This window comes from Streptomyces radicis, assembly GCF_003626575.1.
Lineage (GTDB): Bacteria > Actinomycetota > Actinomycetes > Streptomycetales > Streptomycetaceae > Streptomyces > Streptomyces radicis.
The window spans coordinates 90,956-108,226 of record NZ_RBDY01000018.1; the positions used below are offsets into that span (position 1 = coordinate 90,956).

Annotated in this window: 14 protein-coding genes; 9 read left to right on the forward strand and 5 right to left on the reverse strand. The window is 73.2% G+C overall.

Annotation, left to right across the window (positions count from 1 at the left end):
* Positions 1-7: 7 nt before the first annotated feature.
* The gene (locus D7318_RS21605) at positions 8-1,015 is read right to left on the reverse strand and encodes an extracellular catalytic domain type 1 short-chain-length polyhydroxyalkanoate depolymerase (RefSeq protein WP_183091557.1); all 1,008 of its coding nucleotides are present in this window, start codon (positions 1,013-1,015) and stop codon (positions 8-10) included.
* Between the two features lie 286 nt (positions 1,016-1,301).
* Between D7318_RS21605 and D7318_RS21610 the strand changes: the two genes are divergently transcribed.
* From D7318_RS21610 to D7318_RS21645, 8 genes are all read left to right on the forward strand, one after another.
* Positions 1,302-2,501, forward strand: a complete 1,200-nt coding sequence (locus D7318_RS21610) for a substrate-binding domain-containing protein (RefSeq protein ID WP_120698791.1) — start codon at positions 1,302-1,304, stop codon at positions 2,499-2,501.
* A 1-nt stretch (position 2,502) separates the two neighbouring features.
* Positions 2,503-3,267 (forward strand): ABC transporter ATP-binding protein, encoded by a 765-nt coding sequence (locus tag D7318_RS21615; RefSeq protein ID WP_120698793.1) that lies wholly within the window; start codon positions 2,503-2,505, stop codon positions 3,265-3,267.
* Positions 3,264-4,046, forward strand: coding sequence for an ABC transporter ATP-binding protein (locus D7318_RS21620; protein WP_120698795.1), 783 nt, complete (start codon positions 3,264-3,266; stop codon positions 4,044-4,046). The genes D7318_RS21615 and D7318_RS21620 overlap by 4 nt, the downstream gene beginning before the upstream one ends.
* The gene (locus tag D7318_RS21625) at positions 4,043-4,981 is read left to right on the forward strand and encodes a branched-chain amino acid ABC transporter permease (protein ID WP_120698796.1); all 939 of its coding nucleotides are present in this window, start codon (positions 4,043-4,045) and stop codon (positions 4,979-4,981) included. Before D7318_RS21620 ends, D7318_RS21625 begins: the two co-directional genes overlap by 4 nt.
* Entirely contained in the window at positions 4,978-6,075 is a 1,098-nt protein-coding gene (locus D7318_RS21630; protein ID WP_120698798.1) for a branched-chain amino acid ABC transporter permease, read from the forward strand. The genes D7318_RS21625 and D7318_RS21630 overlap by 4 nt, the downstream gene beginning before the upstream one ends.
* Positions 6,072-6,992 carry an alpha/beta hydrolase gene (locus D7318_RS21635; protein ID WP_120698799.1) on the forward strand — a complete coding sequence of 307 codons (921 nt, stop codon included), beginning with the start codon at positions 6,072-6,074 and terminating at the stop codon, positions 6,990-6,992. The genes D7318_RS21630 and D7318_RS21635 overlap by 4 nt, the downstream gene beginning before the upstream one ends.
* 127 nt (positions 6,993-7,119) lie before the next feature.
* Positions 7,120-7,641: a hypothetical protein gene (locus D7318_RS21640; protein WP_120698801.1), complete on the forward strand. Its 522-nt coding sequence runs from the start codon at positions 7,120-7,122 to the stop codon at positions 7,639-7,641.
* A 101-nt stretch (positions 7,642-7,742) separates the two neighbouring features.
* Positions 7,743-8,459 carry an alpha/beta fold hydrolase gene (locus D7318_RS21645; protein WP_120698802.1) on the forward strand — a complete coding sequence of 239 codons (717 nt, stop codon included), beginning with the start codon at positions 7,743-7,745 and terminating at the stop codon, positions 8,457-8,459.
* Positions 8,460-8,502: 43 nt separating this feature from the next.
* On the opposite strand, the gene D7318_RS21650 is transcribed toward D7318_RS21645, so the two are convergent.
* From D7318_RS21650 to D7318_RS21660, 3 genes are read right to left on the reverse strand one after another with little or no spacing between them, the layout of a single operon-like run.
* Complete coding sequence (locus D7318_RS21650; protein WP_120698804.1) at positions 8,503-9,198, reverse strand: transmembrane-type terpene cyclase; 696 nt, start codon at positions 9,196-9,198, stop codon at positions 8,503-8,505.
* A gap of 12 nt (positions 9,199-9,210) precedes the next feature.
* Positions 9,211-10,146 (reverse strand): UbiA family prenyltransferase, encoded by a 936-nt coding sequence (locus tag D7318_RS21655; RefSeq protein WP_120698805.1) that lies wholly within the window; start codon positions 10,144-10,146, stop codon positions 9,211-9,213.
* A 9-nt stretch (positions 10,147-10,155) separates the two neighbouring features.
* Entirely contained in the window at positions 10,156-10,935 is a 780-nt protein-coding gene (locus D7318_RS21660) for a class I SAM-dependent methyltransferase (RefSeq protein ID WP_120698806.1), read from the reverse strand.
* Between the two features lie 392 nt (positions 10,936-11,327).
* Between D7318_RS21660 and fusA the strand changes: the two genes are divergently transcribed.
* Complete coding sequence (fusA, locus tag D7318_RS21665; protein WP_120698808.1) at positions 11,328-13,379, forward strand: elongation factor G; 2,052 nt, start codon at positions 11,328-11,330, stop codon at positions 13,377-13,379.
* A gap of 69 nt (positions 13,380-13,448) precedes the next feature.
* On the opposite strand, the gene D7318_RS21670 is transcribed toward fusA, so the two are convergent.
* A complete protein-coding gene (locus D7318_RS21670) occupies positions 13,449-16,457 on the reverse strand; it encodes a carbohydrate binding domain-containing protein (protein WP_120698810.1) in 3,009 nt (1,002 codons plus the stop codon).
* Positions 16,458-17,271: the final 814 nt, after the last annotated feature.

Here is a 17,271-nt window from a genome sequence, read left to right on the forward strand (position 1 = left end):
CGGCCGTTCAGCCGGTCAGGCCCCAGTCCCGGGCGATCCAGTGGCTCGAACACAGGCTGTCCAGGAAGAACGCCCCCGCCGTGCCACACTGTTCGGGCCCGGTGCCAGGGGCGACCGGCGTGCCGTGGCCGTTGCCCGGCGTGAGGTAGCCGATCACCGGGGGCTGGCCCGCGCCCGACTCGTACACCGAACGCGTGGTGTCGGCGGGCAGTTGCGACGTGGAGTCCGCCGTCTGGTCGCCGCCCAGCACGTCGGTCCACTGCTTGACCGACTCGTTCAGGTTCGCCGTCGCGACCACATAGTCCGCGCCGCCGTGCCACAGCGACACCGAGGGCCGCTCGCCGGTGAAGCCCGGGTGGGCCGAGCGCACCCGGTCGCCCCAGCTCGCGGCCGTCGCCGTCCGCCCGGGGAACATGCAGGAGAACGCGTCGAGCATGCTGCTCGCGCAGCCGTGCGGCGCGCCCGCGATGATCGCGCCGCCCGCGAACACGTCGGGGTAGGCGGCAAGCAGCGAGCCCGTCATGATGCCGCCGGCCGAGAGGCCCGTGGCGTAGACGCGCCCCGGGTCCGCGCCCAGCGAGGACACCGTGTGGTCGACCATCTGCTTCACCGAGAGCGCCTCGCCCGCGCCGCGCGCGATGTCGCTCGGCTGGAACCAGTTGAAGCAGCGGCTGACGTTGTTGCCCGCCTGCTGCTCGGCGGCGACCAGCGTGAAGCCGCCCGCGTCGGCGAACTTCTGCCAGCCCGAGCCGTCGACGTAACTCTGCGCGCTCTGGCCACAGCCGTGCAGCAGCACCACGACAGGGCTGCCCGGCTCGAGCCCGGGCGGCGCGTAGCGGTACATCACGAGGTTGCCGGGGTTGGAGCCGAACGAGGACACCCGCTCCAGGGGTGTGGCCGCCGCGGCGGGGCCGCCGGACGACAGGACGGACATCAGGCCGAGCACCAGGGCGGCGAGCAGGGTCGCCGCCCGGCGCGGCGCGCGGAGAGCCGTACGTCTGACGCGGGCTCTCATGGGGACTTCTCTGGGGACTCTCATGGGGGTGGTCCCTTCCGGCACCGGCCCTTCCCGCTCCGGCGCCGATGGATTCGTGTGTGGGGGTCGTGGCGCACCGTAGGTCGCCGCGGACGGCGCCCCTACGGCTGCCGGGGCCATGGGAGGGGGCCCCGCTGTGTGTCCCGCGCACATTGCCGCGACACGCGGCGCGGCGGACGCTGCTGCGGATCGCCGCTGGGCACCGGCCCGGCGCCGAGCCGGGCAACGAGCACCGCACCGAGCCGAGTCAGGGAGCCGCCGCGCCATGAGACCCGTCACCGCAAGCATCGCCGCGACCGCCCTGCTGGCGGTCCTCGCCACCGCGTGTTCCAGCCCTGGCGGCTCGGACGGGGAGGGGGAGGGCGGCGGTGACGCGGTGACCGTCGCCCTGATCACCTCCACCTCGGGCCCGTTGGCCTCCTACGGCGAGCAGTACCTCCAGGGCTTCGAGGCCGGGCTCGACCACGCCACGGGCGGCACGGGCGAGGTGGAGGGCGTCGCCATCGACGTGGTGCGCTCCGACGACGCGGGCGAGCCGTCCTCCGGGGTGAGCCTGGCCCGCCAGCGCATCGACGAGGGCGCCACCATCATCGCGGGCACCGCCTCCTCAGGCGTCGCCGTGCAGGTCGCGCCGCTCGCCGAGCAGAACGAGGTCCTCTACATCACGGGCCCCGCCGCGACCGACAGCGTGACAGGGATCAACGACTTCACGTTCCGCTCGGGCCGCCAGACCTACCAGGACGTGGTCACCGCGAGCGAGATCCTGGCCGCGGGCGAGGGCGACCTGGACGGCGCCCGGGTCACGGTCCTCGCGCAGGACAACGCGTTCGGGCAGGCCAACGTCACCGCGGTGGAGAGCGTGCTCACCGGCCAAGGGCTCGACGTGGCCTCGGTGTTGGTGCCGCCGTCGGCCACCGACCTCACCCCGTCGGCCGCGCAGGTCCTCGGCCAGGACCCCGATTTGGTGTTCGTCGCATGGGCCGGGGACACCGCCCAGACGATGTGGACCACGCTCGACCAGCAGGGCGTGCTCGACGCCGCCACCGTGGTGACCGGGCTCGACATCCGCGCGACCTACCCGGTGTTCGGCGCGGCGCGCGACAAGGTCACCCTGCTCGCCCACTACGTCCCCGGCGCCACCGACACCCCCGAGGCGCGGGCGATGGAGGAGTACTTCGCCGAAGAGGGCTGGGAGCCCGACCTGTTCAGCCCCGACGGCTTCACCGCGGCCCAGATGGTCGTCGAGGCGGTCCGCGCGGGCGGCGCCGAAGGGGACACCGCGGCGATGGTGGACGCGCTCGAGGGCTGGTCGTTCTCCGGCGTCAAGGGCGAGCAGACCGTGCGCGAGGGCGACCACGCGCTGCTCCAGCCGATGTTCGAGGCCAGGTTCGAGGGCGAAGTGCCGTCCGTGGTCCGCACGTTGGACCCCGCGACGGTGGCCCCCGCCGAGGCCGCGGGGGAATGACATGAGCGAGCCGACCTCCACCGCGGTGGCCGCGCCGCCCGTGCTCACCCTGACGTCCCTCGCGTGGTCCATCGGCGGCGCCACCATCGTCGGAGGCGTCGATCTGACCGTCGCCGAGGGCGAGTTGCTCGCGCTCATCGGGCCCAACGGCGCGGGCAAGACCTCGCTCTTCAACCTCGTCTCCGGCGTCACCCGCCCGACCGGCGGAACGATCACCCTCGCGGGCGTCTACGTGCACCGGCTGCCCCCGCACCGCCGCGCCCGCCTGGGCCTCGGCCGCACGTTCCAGTCCTCGTCCGTCTTCCCCACCATGACCGTCGCCGAGCACGTCGAGCTGGCCGCGCGCGCCGCGGGCGCCCGCCGCGTCACCGGCACGGACACCGCGGGGGTGCTCGAACGCGTGCGGCTGTCGCACCGGGCCGCCGAGCTCGCGGGCGGCCTGTCCCACGGCGACAAGCGCAAGCTCGAACTCGCCATGCTGCTCGCCCCCACCATCCACGGCGACGGCCCCCGGCTGATGCTGCTCGACGAGCCCATGGCCGGGGTCGCCGCCGAGGAGGTGGGCGAGCTGACCGAGGTCATCCGCTGGCTGCACCGCGAGGAGGGCCGCACGCTGCTGATGGTCGAGCACCACATGGACGTCGTCATCGACCTCGCCGACCGGATCGCCGTGCTGCACCACGGCGTTCTGCTCGCCCAGGGCGACCCCGCCGCCGTCATGGCCGACCCCGAGGTGCAACGGGCCTACCTGGGGGAGGAGTTGTGAGCCGCTCCCCGGCCGGGCCGCTGGTCACCGTCGACGGCCTCCAGGTGGAGATCGCGGGGTCGCGCATCCTCCAAGGCGTCGCCTTCGACGTCCCCGCCACCGGCGTCACCGCCCTGATGGGCCGCAACGGCGTCGGCAAGACCACCACCGTGCGCGCCATCCTCGGCGTGCTCCCCGAAGGCGGCCTGATCACCGGCGGGCGGATCGCGTTCGACGGCGACGACATCACGCGCGAGGCGCCGCACGCCACCGTGCGGCGCGGCATCGGCTACGCCCCCGAGGACCGGGGCGTGTTCGGCTCGCTCACCGTCGCCGAGAACCTCACCCTGGCCGAACGGCGCGGCGCGGGCCGCCCCGCCTACGACCTCGTCCACGACCTCTTCCCCGACCTGCGGGAACGCGCGAGGCAGCGCGCCGGGACCCTCTCCGGCGGCCAGCAGCAGATGCTCGCCCTGGCCCGCACCCTGCTCAACGACAACCGCCTGATCGTCGCGGACGAGCCCACCAAGGGCCTGGCCCCCCGCGTGGTGCGGCAGGTCGCCGAGGCGCTGCGCCGCGCCGCGCGCGCGGTGCCGATGCTGCTCGTCGAGCAGAACCTCGCCGTCATCCGCGAACTCGCCCAGCACGCCGTGGTGTTGGACAACGGCCGTGTGGTGCACGCCGGTTCGGCGGCCGAGCTGCTCGCCGACCGCGAGCTGACCACCACGCTGCTCGGCGTGGGGCGCGCCGCCGGGACCCCGCGCCACGGCCTGGCAGCCGAGGAGGACACCCCCGCATGAACACCCTGGTACTGCTCACCCTCACCGGACTCGGCCTGGCCGCCCTGTACTTCCTCATCGCCTCGGGGCTCGCCCTGATCTTCGGGCTCATGGACGTCCTCAACTTCGCCCATGGCGCCTTCCTGACCGTCGCCTCCTACGCCGCCTGGCGCACCGCGGAGGCCGTCGGCGGCGGCCCCGGGCTGCTCGCCGCCCTGCTGATCGGCACCCTCACCGGGCTCGCGCTCGCCGCGGTCACCGAACTCCTGCTGATCCGGCGGCTGTACGGCAGGCCGAAGGAGCAGATCCTGGTCACCGTCGGCCTGTCGCTCGCCATCCCCGCCCTCGTCCAGTCCTACGCGGGCGCCGACTCCCGCACGTTCCCCGTCCCCGACGCGCTCTCCGGCACCGTCGGCGTCCTCGGCGCCCAGGTGCCCGTGAACCGCTTCCTGCTCATCGGAGCCGCGCTCGCCGTCCTGGTCGGGGTCCACCTGCTGCTGACCCGCACCCGCTACGGGCTCGTCGTGCGGGCCGGAGTGGAGGACCGGGCGATGGTCAGCGCGCTCGGCGTCGACGTGACGCGCGCGTTCACGCTCGTCTTCGCGCTCGGCGGCGCCCTCGCCGGGCTCGCCGGGGTGCTCGGCGGCGTCTACTTCGGCTCGGTCTCCCCGCACCGCGGCACGGGCCTGCTGATCTTCGGGTTCGTCGTCGTCATCATCGGCGGCCTGCACTCCATCACCGGCGTCGCCTGGGCCGCCCTCGCCGTGGGCCTGGTCCAGCAGTACGCCAACTACTACATCTCAGGCGGCTTCGGCGACATCGCCGTGGTCATCCTGCTCGCGCTGGTCATCCTGGCCCGGCCCACGCCGGGTCGCGAGGGACCCCTGGCCGCCCTGCGCCGCGTGACCCGCCCCCCGGCCCCGCGCCGGGCGATCCCCCCGGGAGGCACCGCATGACGACGACCGCACCGACCGCCAAGGGCCCACGGGCCCGAACGGCCGGGCCCGCGGGGCGTGTTGGCCGCCTCGGGGGCCGACGCTCCTGGCTGGTCACGGGCGGCGTGGCGCTCGCGCTGCTCACCCTCCCCTACTCGGCCCTCGACGTGCCGCTGCTCCTCGACGGCCCGGTCAACTCCGCCGGGTCGCTCCAACTCTTCGCGCTCTGCCTGGTGTTCGCGGGCCTCGCGCTCAGCTACGACGTGCTGTTCGGGCGCACGGGGCTGCTGTCGTTCGGCCATGCCCTGTGGATCGCGGGCGGCGCCTACGGCACCCAACTCGCCATGGAACGCCTCGACATGACCCTGCTGCCCGCCGCCGCGCTCACGCTGGCCGCGGGCACCGCGGCCGCGTGCCTGCTGGGCGCGATCTCGCTGCTGCCGCTCGCGCTCGGCGGCATCGGATTCGCCATGGTCACCCTCGCGTTCGCCCAGGCGGGCTCCATCTGGGTCGAGCGCAACCCCGGCGGCCTCACCGGCGGCGAGGAGGGCCTGCCGCTCGACGCGGACGCCGTTCCCTCGCTGTTCGTGGGCATCGGCAACACCGTCAACGTCTACTGGCTCGCCCTCGGCTACCTGGCCCTCGTCGCCGCGCTGGTGTGGGCGGTCACCGCGTCGCCCGTCGGCAAGGTGTGGCAGGCGATCCGCGACAACGAGCAGCGCGTGTCCGTGCTCGGCCGCGACCCGTTCCTGCACAAGCTGGGCGCGTTCGTGCTGGCCTCCGCGCTCGCCCTGCTCGGCGGCGTTGTCCACCTGCTTGTCACCTCGGGCGCCACGCCCGAGACCACGACCGCCGAGTTCACGCTCACCCTGCTGGTGATGGTCGTGCTCGGCGGCGCGGGGACGCGGTGGGGGCCGATCATCGGGGGCGCGCTGTTCATCTGGCTCGACCACCGGCTCACCGCCCTCGGCGTCTCCGACGCGGTCGCCGGGCTGCCCGAGCCGCTGGCCGCTCCGCTGTCCGAGCCGCTCGTGGTGCTCGGCGCGCTGTTCGTCGTCGCCGTCTACGCCGCCCCCGGCGGACTCGCGGCGCTCGGGCGCGGGAGGCGGCGGTGAACGCCGTGGAGCACGTCGTGCCCGTGCGCGGCGGCGACCTCGCGGTGACCCACTGGCCCGCGCGCGGCGCCGCGGGACCGCCCGTGATCGCCCTGCACGGCATCACGTCCAACGGCCGCTTCCTCGCCCCCCTGGCCCGCGCCCTGGCCGCGAACGGCACCCCGGTCCACGCCCCCGACCTGCGAGGGCGGGGCGCCAGCCGCCAACTCCCGGGCCCCTACGGCCTGTCGGCCCATGTCGCCGACGTGCTCGCCCTGGCCGACGCGCTGGGTGACGCCGCGGGGGGCACGGGGGGTGACACGGCGGTTGACGCCCGGGGCCCCCGCCCGATCCTGCTGGGGCACTCGATGGGCGCGTTCGTCGCGGCCCTGGCCGCGGCGACGCACCCGGGCCGCTTCGCCCGCCTGGTCCTGGTGGACGGCGGCCTCGGCTTCCCCGCCCCCGCGGGCCACGACATCGACGCCCTGCTCGACGCGGTCATAGGCCCCGCGATGCGACGGCTCTCCCTGACGTTCCCCGACCGCGCGAGCTACCACGCGTACTTCCGCGAACACCCCGCGCTGGCCGACCACTTCGGCGACGACCTGCGCCACCACCTCGACCGCGACCTGGTCGGCGAGCCGCCGATGATGCGCAGCGCGTGCGTGCTGGACGCCGTGCGCGCCGACGGCGCCGACGTCCTGTCCGACCCCGCCACCCTGGCCGCCGTCCACCGGCTGCGCGACCCCGCCACCCTGCTGCTGGCCGAACGCGGCCTGCTGAACGAGCCCCGCGCCCTCTACGACCCCGAGCGCGTCGCCGCCGCGGGCCTCGACCCCGCCACGGTCACCGTCCACCAGGTGCCCGACACCAACCACTACACGATCCTGCTCGCCGAGCACGCGGTGGCGGCGGTGGCCGCCGCCGTGACCTGGTAAAACGTTATACGAGGTTACGGAGTGACAACATCCGTAACAGAGGGGATACATTGCCGCCCTTGGGCTCGCCCGCACGCGGGAGAGACGGCAGGCTGCGTTCTCACCTTGCCGACAGGGGGCCCTCCATATGCGTCAACGCGCCATCGCGCCGGTCGTTTCCGTGCTGCTTCTCGTCTCGCTGACCGGCTGTGGCGGGGATGACTCCGATCCCTTCGGAGAGCCCAGGTCGCCCAGCTCCTCCACGGACCTGGCGGTGGGCGAGGTCTACACATGGCGGGACGGCGTCATGGCGAGCGTCGACGAGCTCGAGGAGCGCACCGAGCGCGGCGAGACCGACTCCTACCCCGAGGGTCACACGGCGTTCACGGCCAAGGTCGTCTTCGACAACGAGAGCGAACAGGTCCTGAGCCTCTCGGACTTCGTCTTCGACGCGATGTCGGTCGCCGACGGCGCCGAGGCGCTGGTGATCCATGTCGAGGGCCTGACGGACAGCCTCCAGGGCTCGCTGGAGCCGGGCGCGAGCGAGAAGGTCACCCTCAGCTGGAGCATGGACACGGGCGAACACGGCCGCGAGGTCACCTTCGTCGGCACCCGCGCCCCCTCGGGTGACACGACGGCCCACCCCCAGTGGACGGGAACGCTGCCCTGACCGCGTCCCTCCCGGCTCCGGGTCGGGGTCGGGATCGGGGCGGGGGCGGGGTCGGGGGCCGCTCGTCGGGCGTTGTCAGTGGCCTGTCCTAGCCTCGCCCCATGGACATCATTCTGATCCCGGGACTCTGGCTCGACGGCTCGTCGTGGGGCGAGGTCGCCCCCGTTCTCGAGGAGGCCGGGCACCGCGCCCACGCCCTCACGCTGCCCGGCATGGAGTCGAGGGACGCCGCCCGCTCGGGCATCACCCTGCGCGACCACGTCGACGCCGTCGTCGGGGTGATCGACTCCCTCGACCCGGCTCCGGGCACGGGCGGGATCGTGCTCGTGGGGCACTCGGGCGGCGGCGCGATCGCCTTCGGCGCGGCCGACGCGCGCCCCGACCGGCTCGCCCGCGTGGTGTATGTCGACAGCGTGCCGCTCGGCGAGGGAGCCGTCATCAACGACGAGCTGCCCGCGGCGAACGGCGAAGTGCCGCTGCCCGACTGGTCGTTGTTCGAGCCCGAGGACCTGGTCGACCTGGACGACGCGCTGCGCGCGGCGTTCCGCGAGCGCGCCGTCCCCTCGCCCCAGGGAGTCGCGGCCGGTCGGCAGCGGCTGTCGGACGAGCGGCGCCTCGACGTGCCCGCCACGGTCATCGCGTGCGAGTTCACGGGCGAGGCGCTGCGGGAGTGGCTGGCGGGCGACGCTCCCTTCACGCGCGAGCTGGCGCGGATCCGCGACGTCGAGATCGTCGACCTGCCCACGGGCCACTGGCCGCAGTTCACCCGCCCCAAGGACCTGGCCGGGGCGATCCTGGCCGCGGTGGACCGGGCCTGACCGCGCCCGACCCCGCCGACGCGCCCCGACGCGATCCGACCCGTCAGGGCGCCGTCGCCGCGGCGGCCTTTCCGGCCTCCCCGGTGTCCCCGGCCTCCGCCGCCCGACGGGCCTCCCCGCCCTCCTCCCGGATCCGGCGGCGCAGCAGCACGGCGTAGAGCACGTCGAGGGCCAGGACGCACGCGCCCGTGGTCAGGACCAGGGCGCTGCCCACGTCGTCGAAGACCATCACGGTCACCGCGGCCGTGCCCACGGCCTTGCTGACGGCGATCGTCATCGACTGGCCCGCCGAGCTGCCCCGGCGCAGCAGCATGCCGATGAAGCACATCGACATCACCAGGTTGGAGAACAGCGCGGAGTACGCGTCCACCGGGTGGTCGGGGTCGCCCGCGAACTCCCGTGCGGTCAGGTACATCACCGCGAGCGAGCCCGCGAGCACGGCCACGCTCCACGGCACGAACCACCGCGCGTCGGCCAGCCGCGCGAACTCCTCGCGCCCATACCGGAAGTATGTGACCAGGATGACGACGTCGAAGCAGAACCACACGATGTTCACCACGACCTGGAGCGCCCACGGGCTGGGCTCGAGGAAGCCGAAGGTGAACTCCCAGGTGGCGTTGAGCGCCAGCGGCACGAACGGCATCCCATAGGTCCGGTCGGCGAACCCCCGCCTGATGATGCCGAGATAGGCGATGGTCCACGCGATCCCGCCCGCGGCGGACAGCACATCGGCCAGCACGAGAATCCCCCCTCAGACCAGCGCGGCGGCCGGCAGCGAGAACTGGAAAAGGAACAGCAGGCCCAGCTCGGCGAACCAGCAGAAGCGCTGGCCTTCGAGCAGCGCCGGGCGCCGCACCACGAGCCACGCCAGCACCGCGCCGCCCGCGCCGAGCAGCGCGGCGAGCGCCGAGAGCGGCGTCGCCAGGTCACCGCCGATCCACCTGGCACCCGCGAACAGCACGGCCCAGGGCGCCAGATAGCCGGTCACGCCCAGGGCGAGGATCCCGGCGCGCGGCAGGCGCATGGCGAGCGAGCTGCCGCCGTCCGCCGCGTCGCCCGAGACGTCCCTCAGGTCCTTGAGCGGGCTGACCAGCAGGTGGTGCAGGAAGCAGACGACCCCCACCAGCAGCACCGCGTCCCGGCCCGCGCCGGGCTCTGCGTACAGGGCCGTGCAGCTGAGCACGGCGAGGATCCCGCACACGGTCGAGGCGACGAGGGTCAACGGGCCCCGCAGCCAGTGCCGCCCCCAGCGCACGCCGGGCGCGGAGTAGAGGACCGAGAGCGCGAGGTGCGCGGCGAAGGCGGCGGCGCCGAACGGCGTGGTGGCCAGGAGCGCGGCACACAGCACCGCCCCGGCCAGGCAGCCGCCGACGACGTACCAGCCGTGCCGGATCGGGACCCGGCCCGAGGGGAAGGGGCGCTCGGGGTGGTTGACGCGGTCGGCGGCGACATCGGTGATGTCGTTGAGGACGCTGCAAAGCCCCTGCGCGAACAGCCCGAACAGGCCGCAGCCCACGGCCTCGGGCACCGTCACCGCGCCGCCGCCCGCCCGTTCGCCGAAGACGTAGAGGGCGAGCGACTGGACCACGATGACGATCGTGATCTCCCAGCGGCAGGTGATCGTGGTGAGCGCGGTCGCGAACGCGCGGACTTCCGTCGGCGCCGTCGACCGTTCCTGGACGGCCATGCTCGGCCCTCAGGCGGTGGCGGGCTTGGGCAGCACGAGCATGCCCGCCATGCCGAGGTCGTGATAGACCGCCCCCGGGTAGGCGTCGCGCACCGCCCGCCACGCCGCGCGCGGGAACGCGTAGGCGTCGGTCGACGACCGCAGCTCCCTGAACGCCTCCTCGTCCGACAGCTTGTACAGCGGCATGGAGCGCAGGACGCCGCGCAGCGGCGGCAGCTTCCCGAGCCTGAGGTGAACGCCGCAGAGCCGGAAGAAGCTCGCGGCGACGACCCCGGGCGTGACGGTGCCCAACGGGGCGCGCTCGCTGGTCTGCACCTCGACGGCGATGACGCGGCCGCCCGGCTCGGCGAGGTCGTGGAGCCGGGCGAGATACGCCGCGGGATCGCCCATGTGGTCGGCGACGAAGCTGCTCACGACGGTCCCCGCGGGCCTGAGCCGGTCCGCCGCCCGCAGGAAGTCGTCCTGGACGACCTCGAGGCGCCCCGCGGGCCGGTCGGCGAGCAGCGGAGCCAGGCGCGCCCTGCACCGCTCGGCCGCGTCCGACAGCTCGACGACGGTGACGTCGCGCAGCGCGGGCCTGGCGCGCAGCACCTGCCGCATCCACAGCCCGGTCGCGCCCCCGACCTCGAGGACGCTCATGGCGTCCTTGGGCACGTAGTGCCTCATCAGCCCGCCGAGATAGCCCTCGTTGCCGCCGATCTCGTCGGCGAAGTACCCCTTCTCGTTGAGCGCGTTGTACGCGGTGGCGACGCGTTCCGCGTGCGCGTCCCTGCCGTTCCGTGATGCCATGTGTGTCCCCCGTGGTGTCGTGACGACGGACCCTAGCCGAGAAGGCTTAAGTGGCCTACCGGAAAAGGGAGATGACACCTCGGCGCCGGAAAACGGGTGCGCGGGCGGGGGCGCGTTCACTACACTCGCCCCGAATCGCGCGCCCCCTTGAGGCGGGGCGCGTTCCGACCGGTGGGGGGAGTCAGGCCATGCGTCACCATGTCGCGCTCGCCGCTCCCCGGTCACGGTACGAGGTGATCCTGGTGTCTCGGGACGCCCGGCGCCGGCTGCGCGGCCGGTCCGGACGTCCGTGACGAACGCCTGATCATCCGCCCCGATGGGCATCGCCCAACAGGGCCGTCTCGTCCGGGAATCGCGCTGTCCGTTCCCGAACACCCGAAAGGCCGAGGGCCGTGCGTACCGCCCCCACCAACCCCCTGAACGCCGTCCGCAACCTGGGCATCCTGGCCCATGTCGACGCGGGCAAGACCACCGTCACCGAACGGATCCTGTATGCCACCGGCACCACCCACAAGCGGGGCGAGGTCCACGACGGCACGACCGTCACCGACTTCGACTCCCAGGAGCGCGACCGCGGCATCACCATCTTCGCCGCGGCCGTCAGCTGCGCGTGGGACGGGCACCGCGTCAACCTGATCGACACCCCAGGCCACGTCGACTTCTCCGACGAGGTGGAGCGCTCGCTGCGCGTGCTCGACGGCGCGATCGCGGTGTTCGACGGCGTCGCGGGCGTCGAGCCGCAGAGCGAGTCGGTGTGGCGGCGGGCCGATCGGCACGGCGTGCCGCGGATCGCGTTCGTCAACAAGCTCGACCGCGCCGGTGCCGACCTCGACGCCGCCGTGGCGTCGATCCGCGCGCGCCTGCACCCGGCCCCGCTCGTGGTCCAGGTGCCGATCGGCGCGGAGGACGCGTTCACCGGCGTGGTCGACCTGGTCCGCATGCGGGCGCTGGTGTGGCCCGACGGCGGCGGCGCGTGCGAGGAGGGCCCGGTGCCCGAGGCGCTGACCGGCGAGGTGCTGCGGCGTCGTCGGCTGCTGGACGAGGCGGTGGCGGAGCTGCACCAGGGCGCGTTCGACGAGTTCTGCGCGGAGTCCGCGCTGTCCGCCGCGACGCTGTCCGCCGCGCTGCGCGACCTGACCCGCACGGGCGAGGGCGTCGTGGTGCTGTGCGGCTCGGCCTACCGCAACCGCGGCGTCGAGCCGCTGCTCGACGCCGTCGTGGCCTACCTGCCGTCGCCGCTCGACGTGCCCGCGGTGCGCGGCACCTGGGAGGGCGGCGTGCGGGAGCGGGCCGCGGACCCCCAAGGGCCGCTCGCCGCACTGGCGTTCAAGGTCAACGCGACCGCCACGGGACGCCTCACCTCGGTACGCGTCTACTCGGGAACGCTGCGGAAGGGTGACACGCTGCTCGACGCGGGCACGGGGCGCACCGAGCGCGTCGGCCGGATCCTGCGGGTGCGGGCCGACCGGCACGCCGAGGTGGACCGCGCGGTGGCCGGTGACATCGTCGCGCTGGTCGGGCCCAAGGCGGTCCGCGCGGGGGCGACCCTGTGCGGCCCCGGGGACCCGCTGCTGCTCGAACCGCCCGCCGCGGCCGATCCCGTGGTGTCCGTGGCGGTCGAGGCGCGCGGCGGCACCGACCAGGGGCGGCTGGCGACCGCGCTGGCGCGACTGGTCGAGGAGGACCCGTCGCTGCTGGTCAGGACCGATTCCGAGACCGGGCAGACCGTGCTCTCGGGGATGGGGGAGCTGCATCTCGAGGTGGCGGTGGAGAAGATCCGCCGGGCCCAGGGGCTCGACGTCAACGTGGGGCGGCCGAGGGTGACCTACCGCGAGACGGTCGCCCGCGGCGTGTCGGGGCTTGTCTACCGGCACGTCAAACAGGACGGCGGAGCAGGGCAGTTCGCCCATGTCGTCCTGGACGTCGAGCCCCTCGACGCCGGGGCGGGCGGCGGCGACGAGGGCTTCGCGTTCCGGTCCACGGTCGTGGGCGGGCGCGTGCCGCGCGAGTATGTGAAGGCCGTGGAGGCCGGATGCCGCGACGCGCTGGCCGAGGGCCCCCTCGGCGGCCACCCGGTGACCGGGCTGCGGGTGACACTGACCGACGGGGCGACGCATCCGCAGGACTCCTCGGAGATGGCGTTCCGCACGGCCGGGAGGTTCGCGCTGCGCGAGGCCCTGCGCGCCAGCGCCATGGTGCTGCTCGAGCCGGTGGTCGAGGTCACGGTCACCGTGCCCGAGGACGCCGTGGGCGGCGTGCTCGGCGACCTCGCGGCCCGCCGCGGCCGGGTCTCAGGGTCGGCGGCGCGGGCGGGCACGGCCCTGGTCACCGCGACCGTGCCGTTGGCCGAACTCTTCGGCTACGCCACCCGGTTGCGCAGCCGGACCCAGGGGCGGGGAACGTTCACCACCCGCCCCACCGGCTACGCGCCCGCGCCCGCATAGGGGGTGAGCGGGCCGCCGGACCCCTTCGGGGGTCGGGCGGCCCGCCTTCGGCGGTCGGTGGAGACGCGGTCAGTGGAGATAGGGGCCCGCGGCGCCGATCACGCCGGGGGCCGGGGTGAGCTCGGTGTCGAGGACATAGGCGCGGAGGTTGCCCTGTCCCGGGGCGTCGACCGCGAGGGTGCCGTTCGTGACCTGGACGGTGTCGCCGGTGACGGCGTCGGTCCATGTGCCGTTGGGGACGCCGGTGAACGTCGCCGCGTGTGTCACCGTGACCAGGGCCATGCTGTCCACGCCCGCGGCGGTGTCGGTGTAGCGGCGCTTGAACGCCATGTGCCCGTCGACGCCCTCGGTCGAGTACTGGCCCTTCTGGAGCGCGGGGATGGCGTGGCGGATCTGGTTGAGGCGCTGCACGTGTCGCACCAGCGGCTGCTCGAGCGTCTCGGCCACCGCCCCGCTCGCGCTCTCCACCTCGCCGAAGTCGCCCGCGGTGACCTCGCCCTCGACATGGTCGCCGTAGTAGGCGCGGCCCGTGGTGGCCAGGGGGCACGTCGGCCCGCAGTCGATCCGCTGCCCGGCCTGGAACTCGATCTCCGATCCGTAGTAGAGGGTGGGAATGCCGCGGAACGTCCACATGAGCGCCATGTTCTCGGCCCACGCGTCGGTGCCGCCCGCGTAGCGCGTGCTGCTCTTGTTCGGCCCGTAGTCGTGGCTGTCGACGTAGACGACGTTGTAGGTCGCGTCGTTGACCGAGTCGTCGGAGTCCCTGCCGTTGTGGAAGGCGTTCGCCGCGTCGCCGAAGTTCATGTGCATGCGCATGTCGATGATGTTCATGCCCGAGAACCGGCCGCGGTCGGGGGCGTGGTAGGCGTTGCCGTCGAGGAACGCGTTGTCCGAGGTCGGCTGGCCGCCGGTGCCCAGGCCGTTCTCGTGCTCGTACTCCTCGAGGACGGCCTCGGCGTCGTCCGCGCTGTACTCCTGGCGCGGCTGCCACGTGAAGAACTGCGCGGAGTGGTTGACCGAGCCCCGGTTCCACTTGTCGTTCACGAACGCCGCGACCTCGCCGAAGACGAAGAAGTTCTCGGCCTTCTCGGCGCCGAAACGCTCCTCGACGCGCTCGTGGATGGCGGGCAGGAAATGCCGCGTCCACATGATCCGGGGGATGTGAACCGCCGTGTCGACCCTGAAGCCGTCCACGCCCATGTCGATGAAGCGGTTGTAGGCGTTGATCAGGTGGTCCTGCACCTCCGCGTTCTCGGTGTTGAGATCGGCCAGGTCGTCGTGCAGCCAGCAGCTCCGCGAGTCCTCGCCCTCCCAGTTGCCGATCCAGCACTGGTGGTAGTACTCCTCCGGGAACATCCCCGAGGTGGGGCTCGGCCACTGGCAGTGGTAGATGCGGTAGCCCTCGGGGCTTGTCGACCCGGTCGGCTGCCCCCAGTTGACGCAGGTGTTGCCGGTCGGCTCATCGGTCGACCACAGGTCGCCGTTGTACGGGCGCCCTTCCGCGTCCTCCTCCAGCGGGTCGTACTCCCGGCCCGCCTCCGGGGTGTCGTAGTACCAGTCCCACTGCTCGTCCTGGACGCCGTAAACGGTCGGCGTATACAGGCCGTTGGCGCCCCATCGGGAGCTGTGGTTGTAGACCACGTCCTGGTAGATCTTCATGTCCATGGCATGGGCGGCGTTGATCAGGTCCTGGTATGTGGCGCCCGTGGACTCCAGGCGGGGGTCGACCCGGTAGAAGTCCCAGCCGTGGTACCCGTGGTAGTCGTAGTCGGACCGGTTGAGGACCACCGGGGTGATCCAGACGGCCGAGAAGCCGAGCGCCTTGATGTAGTCGAGCTTCTCGACCAGCCCCTTGAAGTCCCCGCGGAACATGGGGTCGTCATAGCTCGCGTTCCCCGACCGCTCGTGCTGGGAGCCGCCCCGGTTGTTGGAGCTGTCGCCGTCGAAGAAGCGCGCCGTGAGCACGAAGTAGATCGGGTCCTCGCGGGGATCGGTCCCGATCGGCTCCCCCGCGGCGGGGGCCGGGGGCGCCTCGCCCGTGGTGACCTCCACCGGGGCGGTCGGCGCCGAGAGGTTCCCGGCCGCGTCCCTGGCCCGCACGCTGAACGCGTAGTCGGTGCGCGGCTCGAGCCCTGACCTGGACCACACCGTCGACGTGGTGTCCGCGACGGCCGTGCCACCGGGGCCGCCCGCGAGGGTGACCTGGTATCCCGTCACGCCCACGTTGTCCGTCGAAGCGTCCCACTTCACCACGACGCCCACGCCGTTGACCTCGGCGGTGAGGCCTGTGGGGGTCGTCGGGGCCTCGGTGTCCGGCTCGTGGCCCGCGCACGGGTCGGTCGCGTCGGGCACCACCCGCCGGTCCGCGACCGTGGTCAGCCCCGTGCCGATGCGGTAGTCGGCGCCGTTGTTGTTGTCCCAGGTGCCCGACCCGTTGTTGAACGCCGCCGTCAACTCCGTCGCCGCGCCCAGGTCCACGGTGCGGGTGACCCAGCCGGGGCACGCCTCGGTCATGCCCACGCCGGGCACCGCGGTCCAGGAGCCGCCGTCGGGGCGGTAGTGCAGGTTGACGGTGCGCCAGCCGAGGGTGGCGGTGGAGAAGTAGATCCGCGCCTGGTTCTGGTCGGGGTCGGGGTTGGGGTCGGGGTCCGGGGCGGCGCCGCAGGGGTCGGACACGGAGACCTGACCGTCCCGCACCGCGATCGGCCCGGCGCCCAGCTGGTAGTTGGCGCCGTCGTTGTTGTCCCAGGTGCCCGAGCCATCGGTGAACGTCGCCTGGAAACCCGTCGCGTCACCCAGGTCGACGGCGCGCTTGACCCAGCCGTCGCAGGCCGCCTCCATCGCGACGCCTGGCACGGTCGTCCACGCGCCGCCGGTCGGCGCGTAGTGCAGGTAGTAGGCGGACCAGTCCCTGGTCCCGGTGTGGTAGAAGACGGTGGCGTTGTTGGCCACCTCGGCCGTCGGCTCGTCCGCCGGGGCCCCGGACGCGGGGGCGCTGGACGCGAGCAGGGCGGCGATCAGGCCCAGGGCGGGCCAGAACCGCCCCAGGAGGGGATGTTTTCTCAGCCAGGATCTCATCGGTGGTACGGCTCTCCTCAGGTGTCACCGCGAGGGGCGGTGGGGGATGGCAAGCCGTGCTGCGCGCCTCAACTCCGGCGAAGGGGCTGCAAGTTCTTGTGGAAGAAGTTGCGGCGAGGGGAGGGTACCGCCGATCGTGGGTGGCGTGAAGCCCTTGCGCTGCGCGGGCTGTGCGCTGTGCGCGCTGTGCGCGTCTCGCGTGGGGGGGTGAGGCGGGGCGGCGGTGGGGCTTTGCGTGCGTGGCCAGGGAGAACATCACTGGCGTGGGTGGCGCGTCTGCTGCGCGGGGGCGTGCGTGGGCGCGCGGAACCTCCCCGGTCGGCCGGGCGCGTAGGTCGGGGTTCGACCCTCGGTCGACCGGGGAGCGGGCTACAAGCTAGCAGCTCGCAAGTTCTTGCGACAGGGTTTGCGATGGCTTTGGTGCGGGCGTCTTTGGGGTGGTCGGTTGGTGGGTGGGCTTGCGGCTACGGGCTGGACGTCCTCCCGTTCCCCGTCCGCCGAGTGCTGCTTTCGTGGTGGGTGCGGGTAAGAGCTGGCACCTACGGGGGAGGGGGCCTCGGGTGACCGGCCGTCTCGGTCACCGGGCTGTTTCGTCGCTGGCTGGGACCGTTCGCCAAACGGGCGCAGCGGATACCGCCTTGAAAGTGGCCGACCTCTGCGTGGTCGGCTGGGGTAGCGCGCACCCTTCGGGCCTGCCCTGGCCGCCCGAAGCGTTTTCATTCCTGGCGTCCGTTGAGCTGAGGTAGCGGGCCGGTGCTTATCCGCGGCTTATGCCGGGGCGGGTGCTCTTTTGAAACGGCGCACGTTCTGTTCA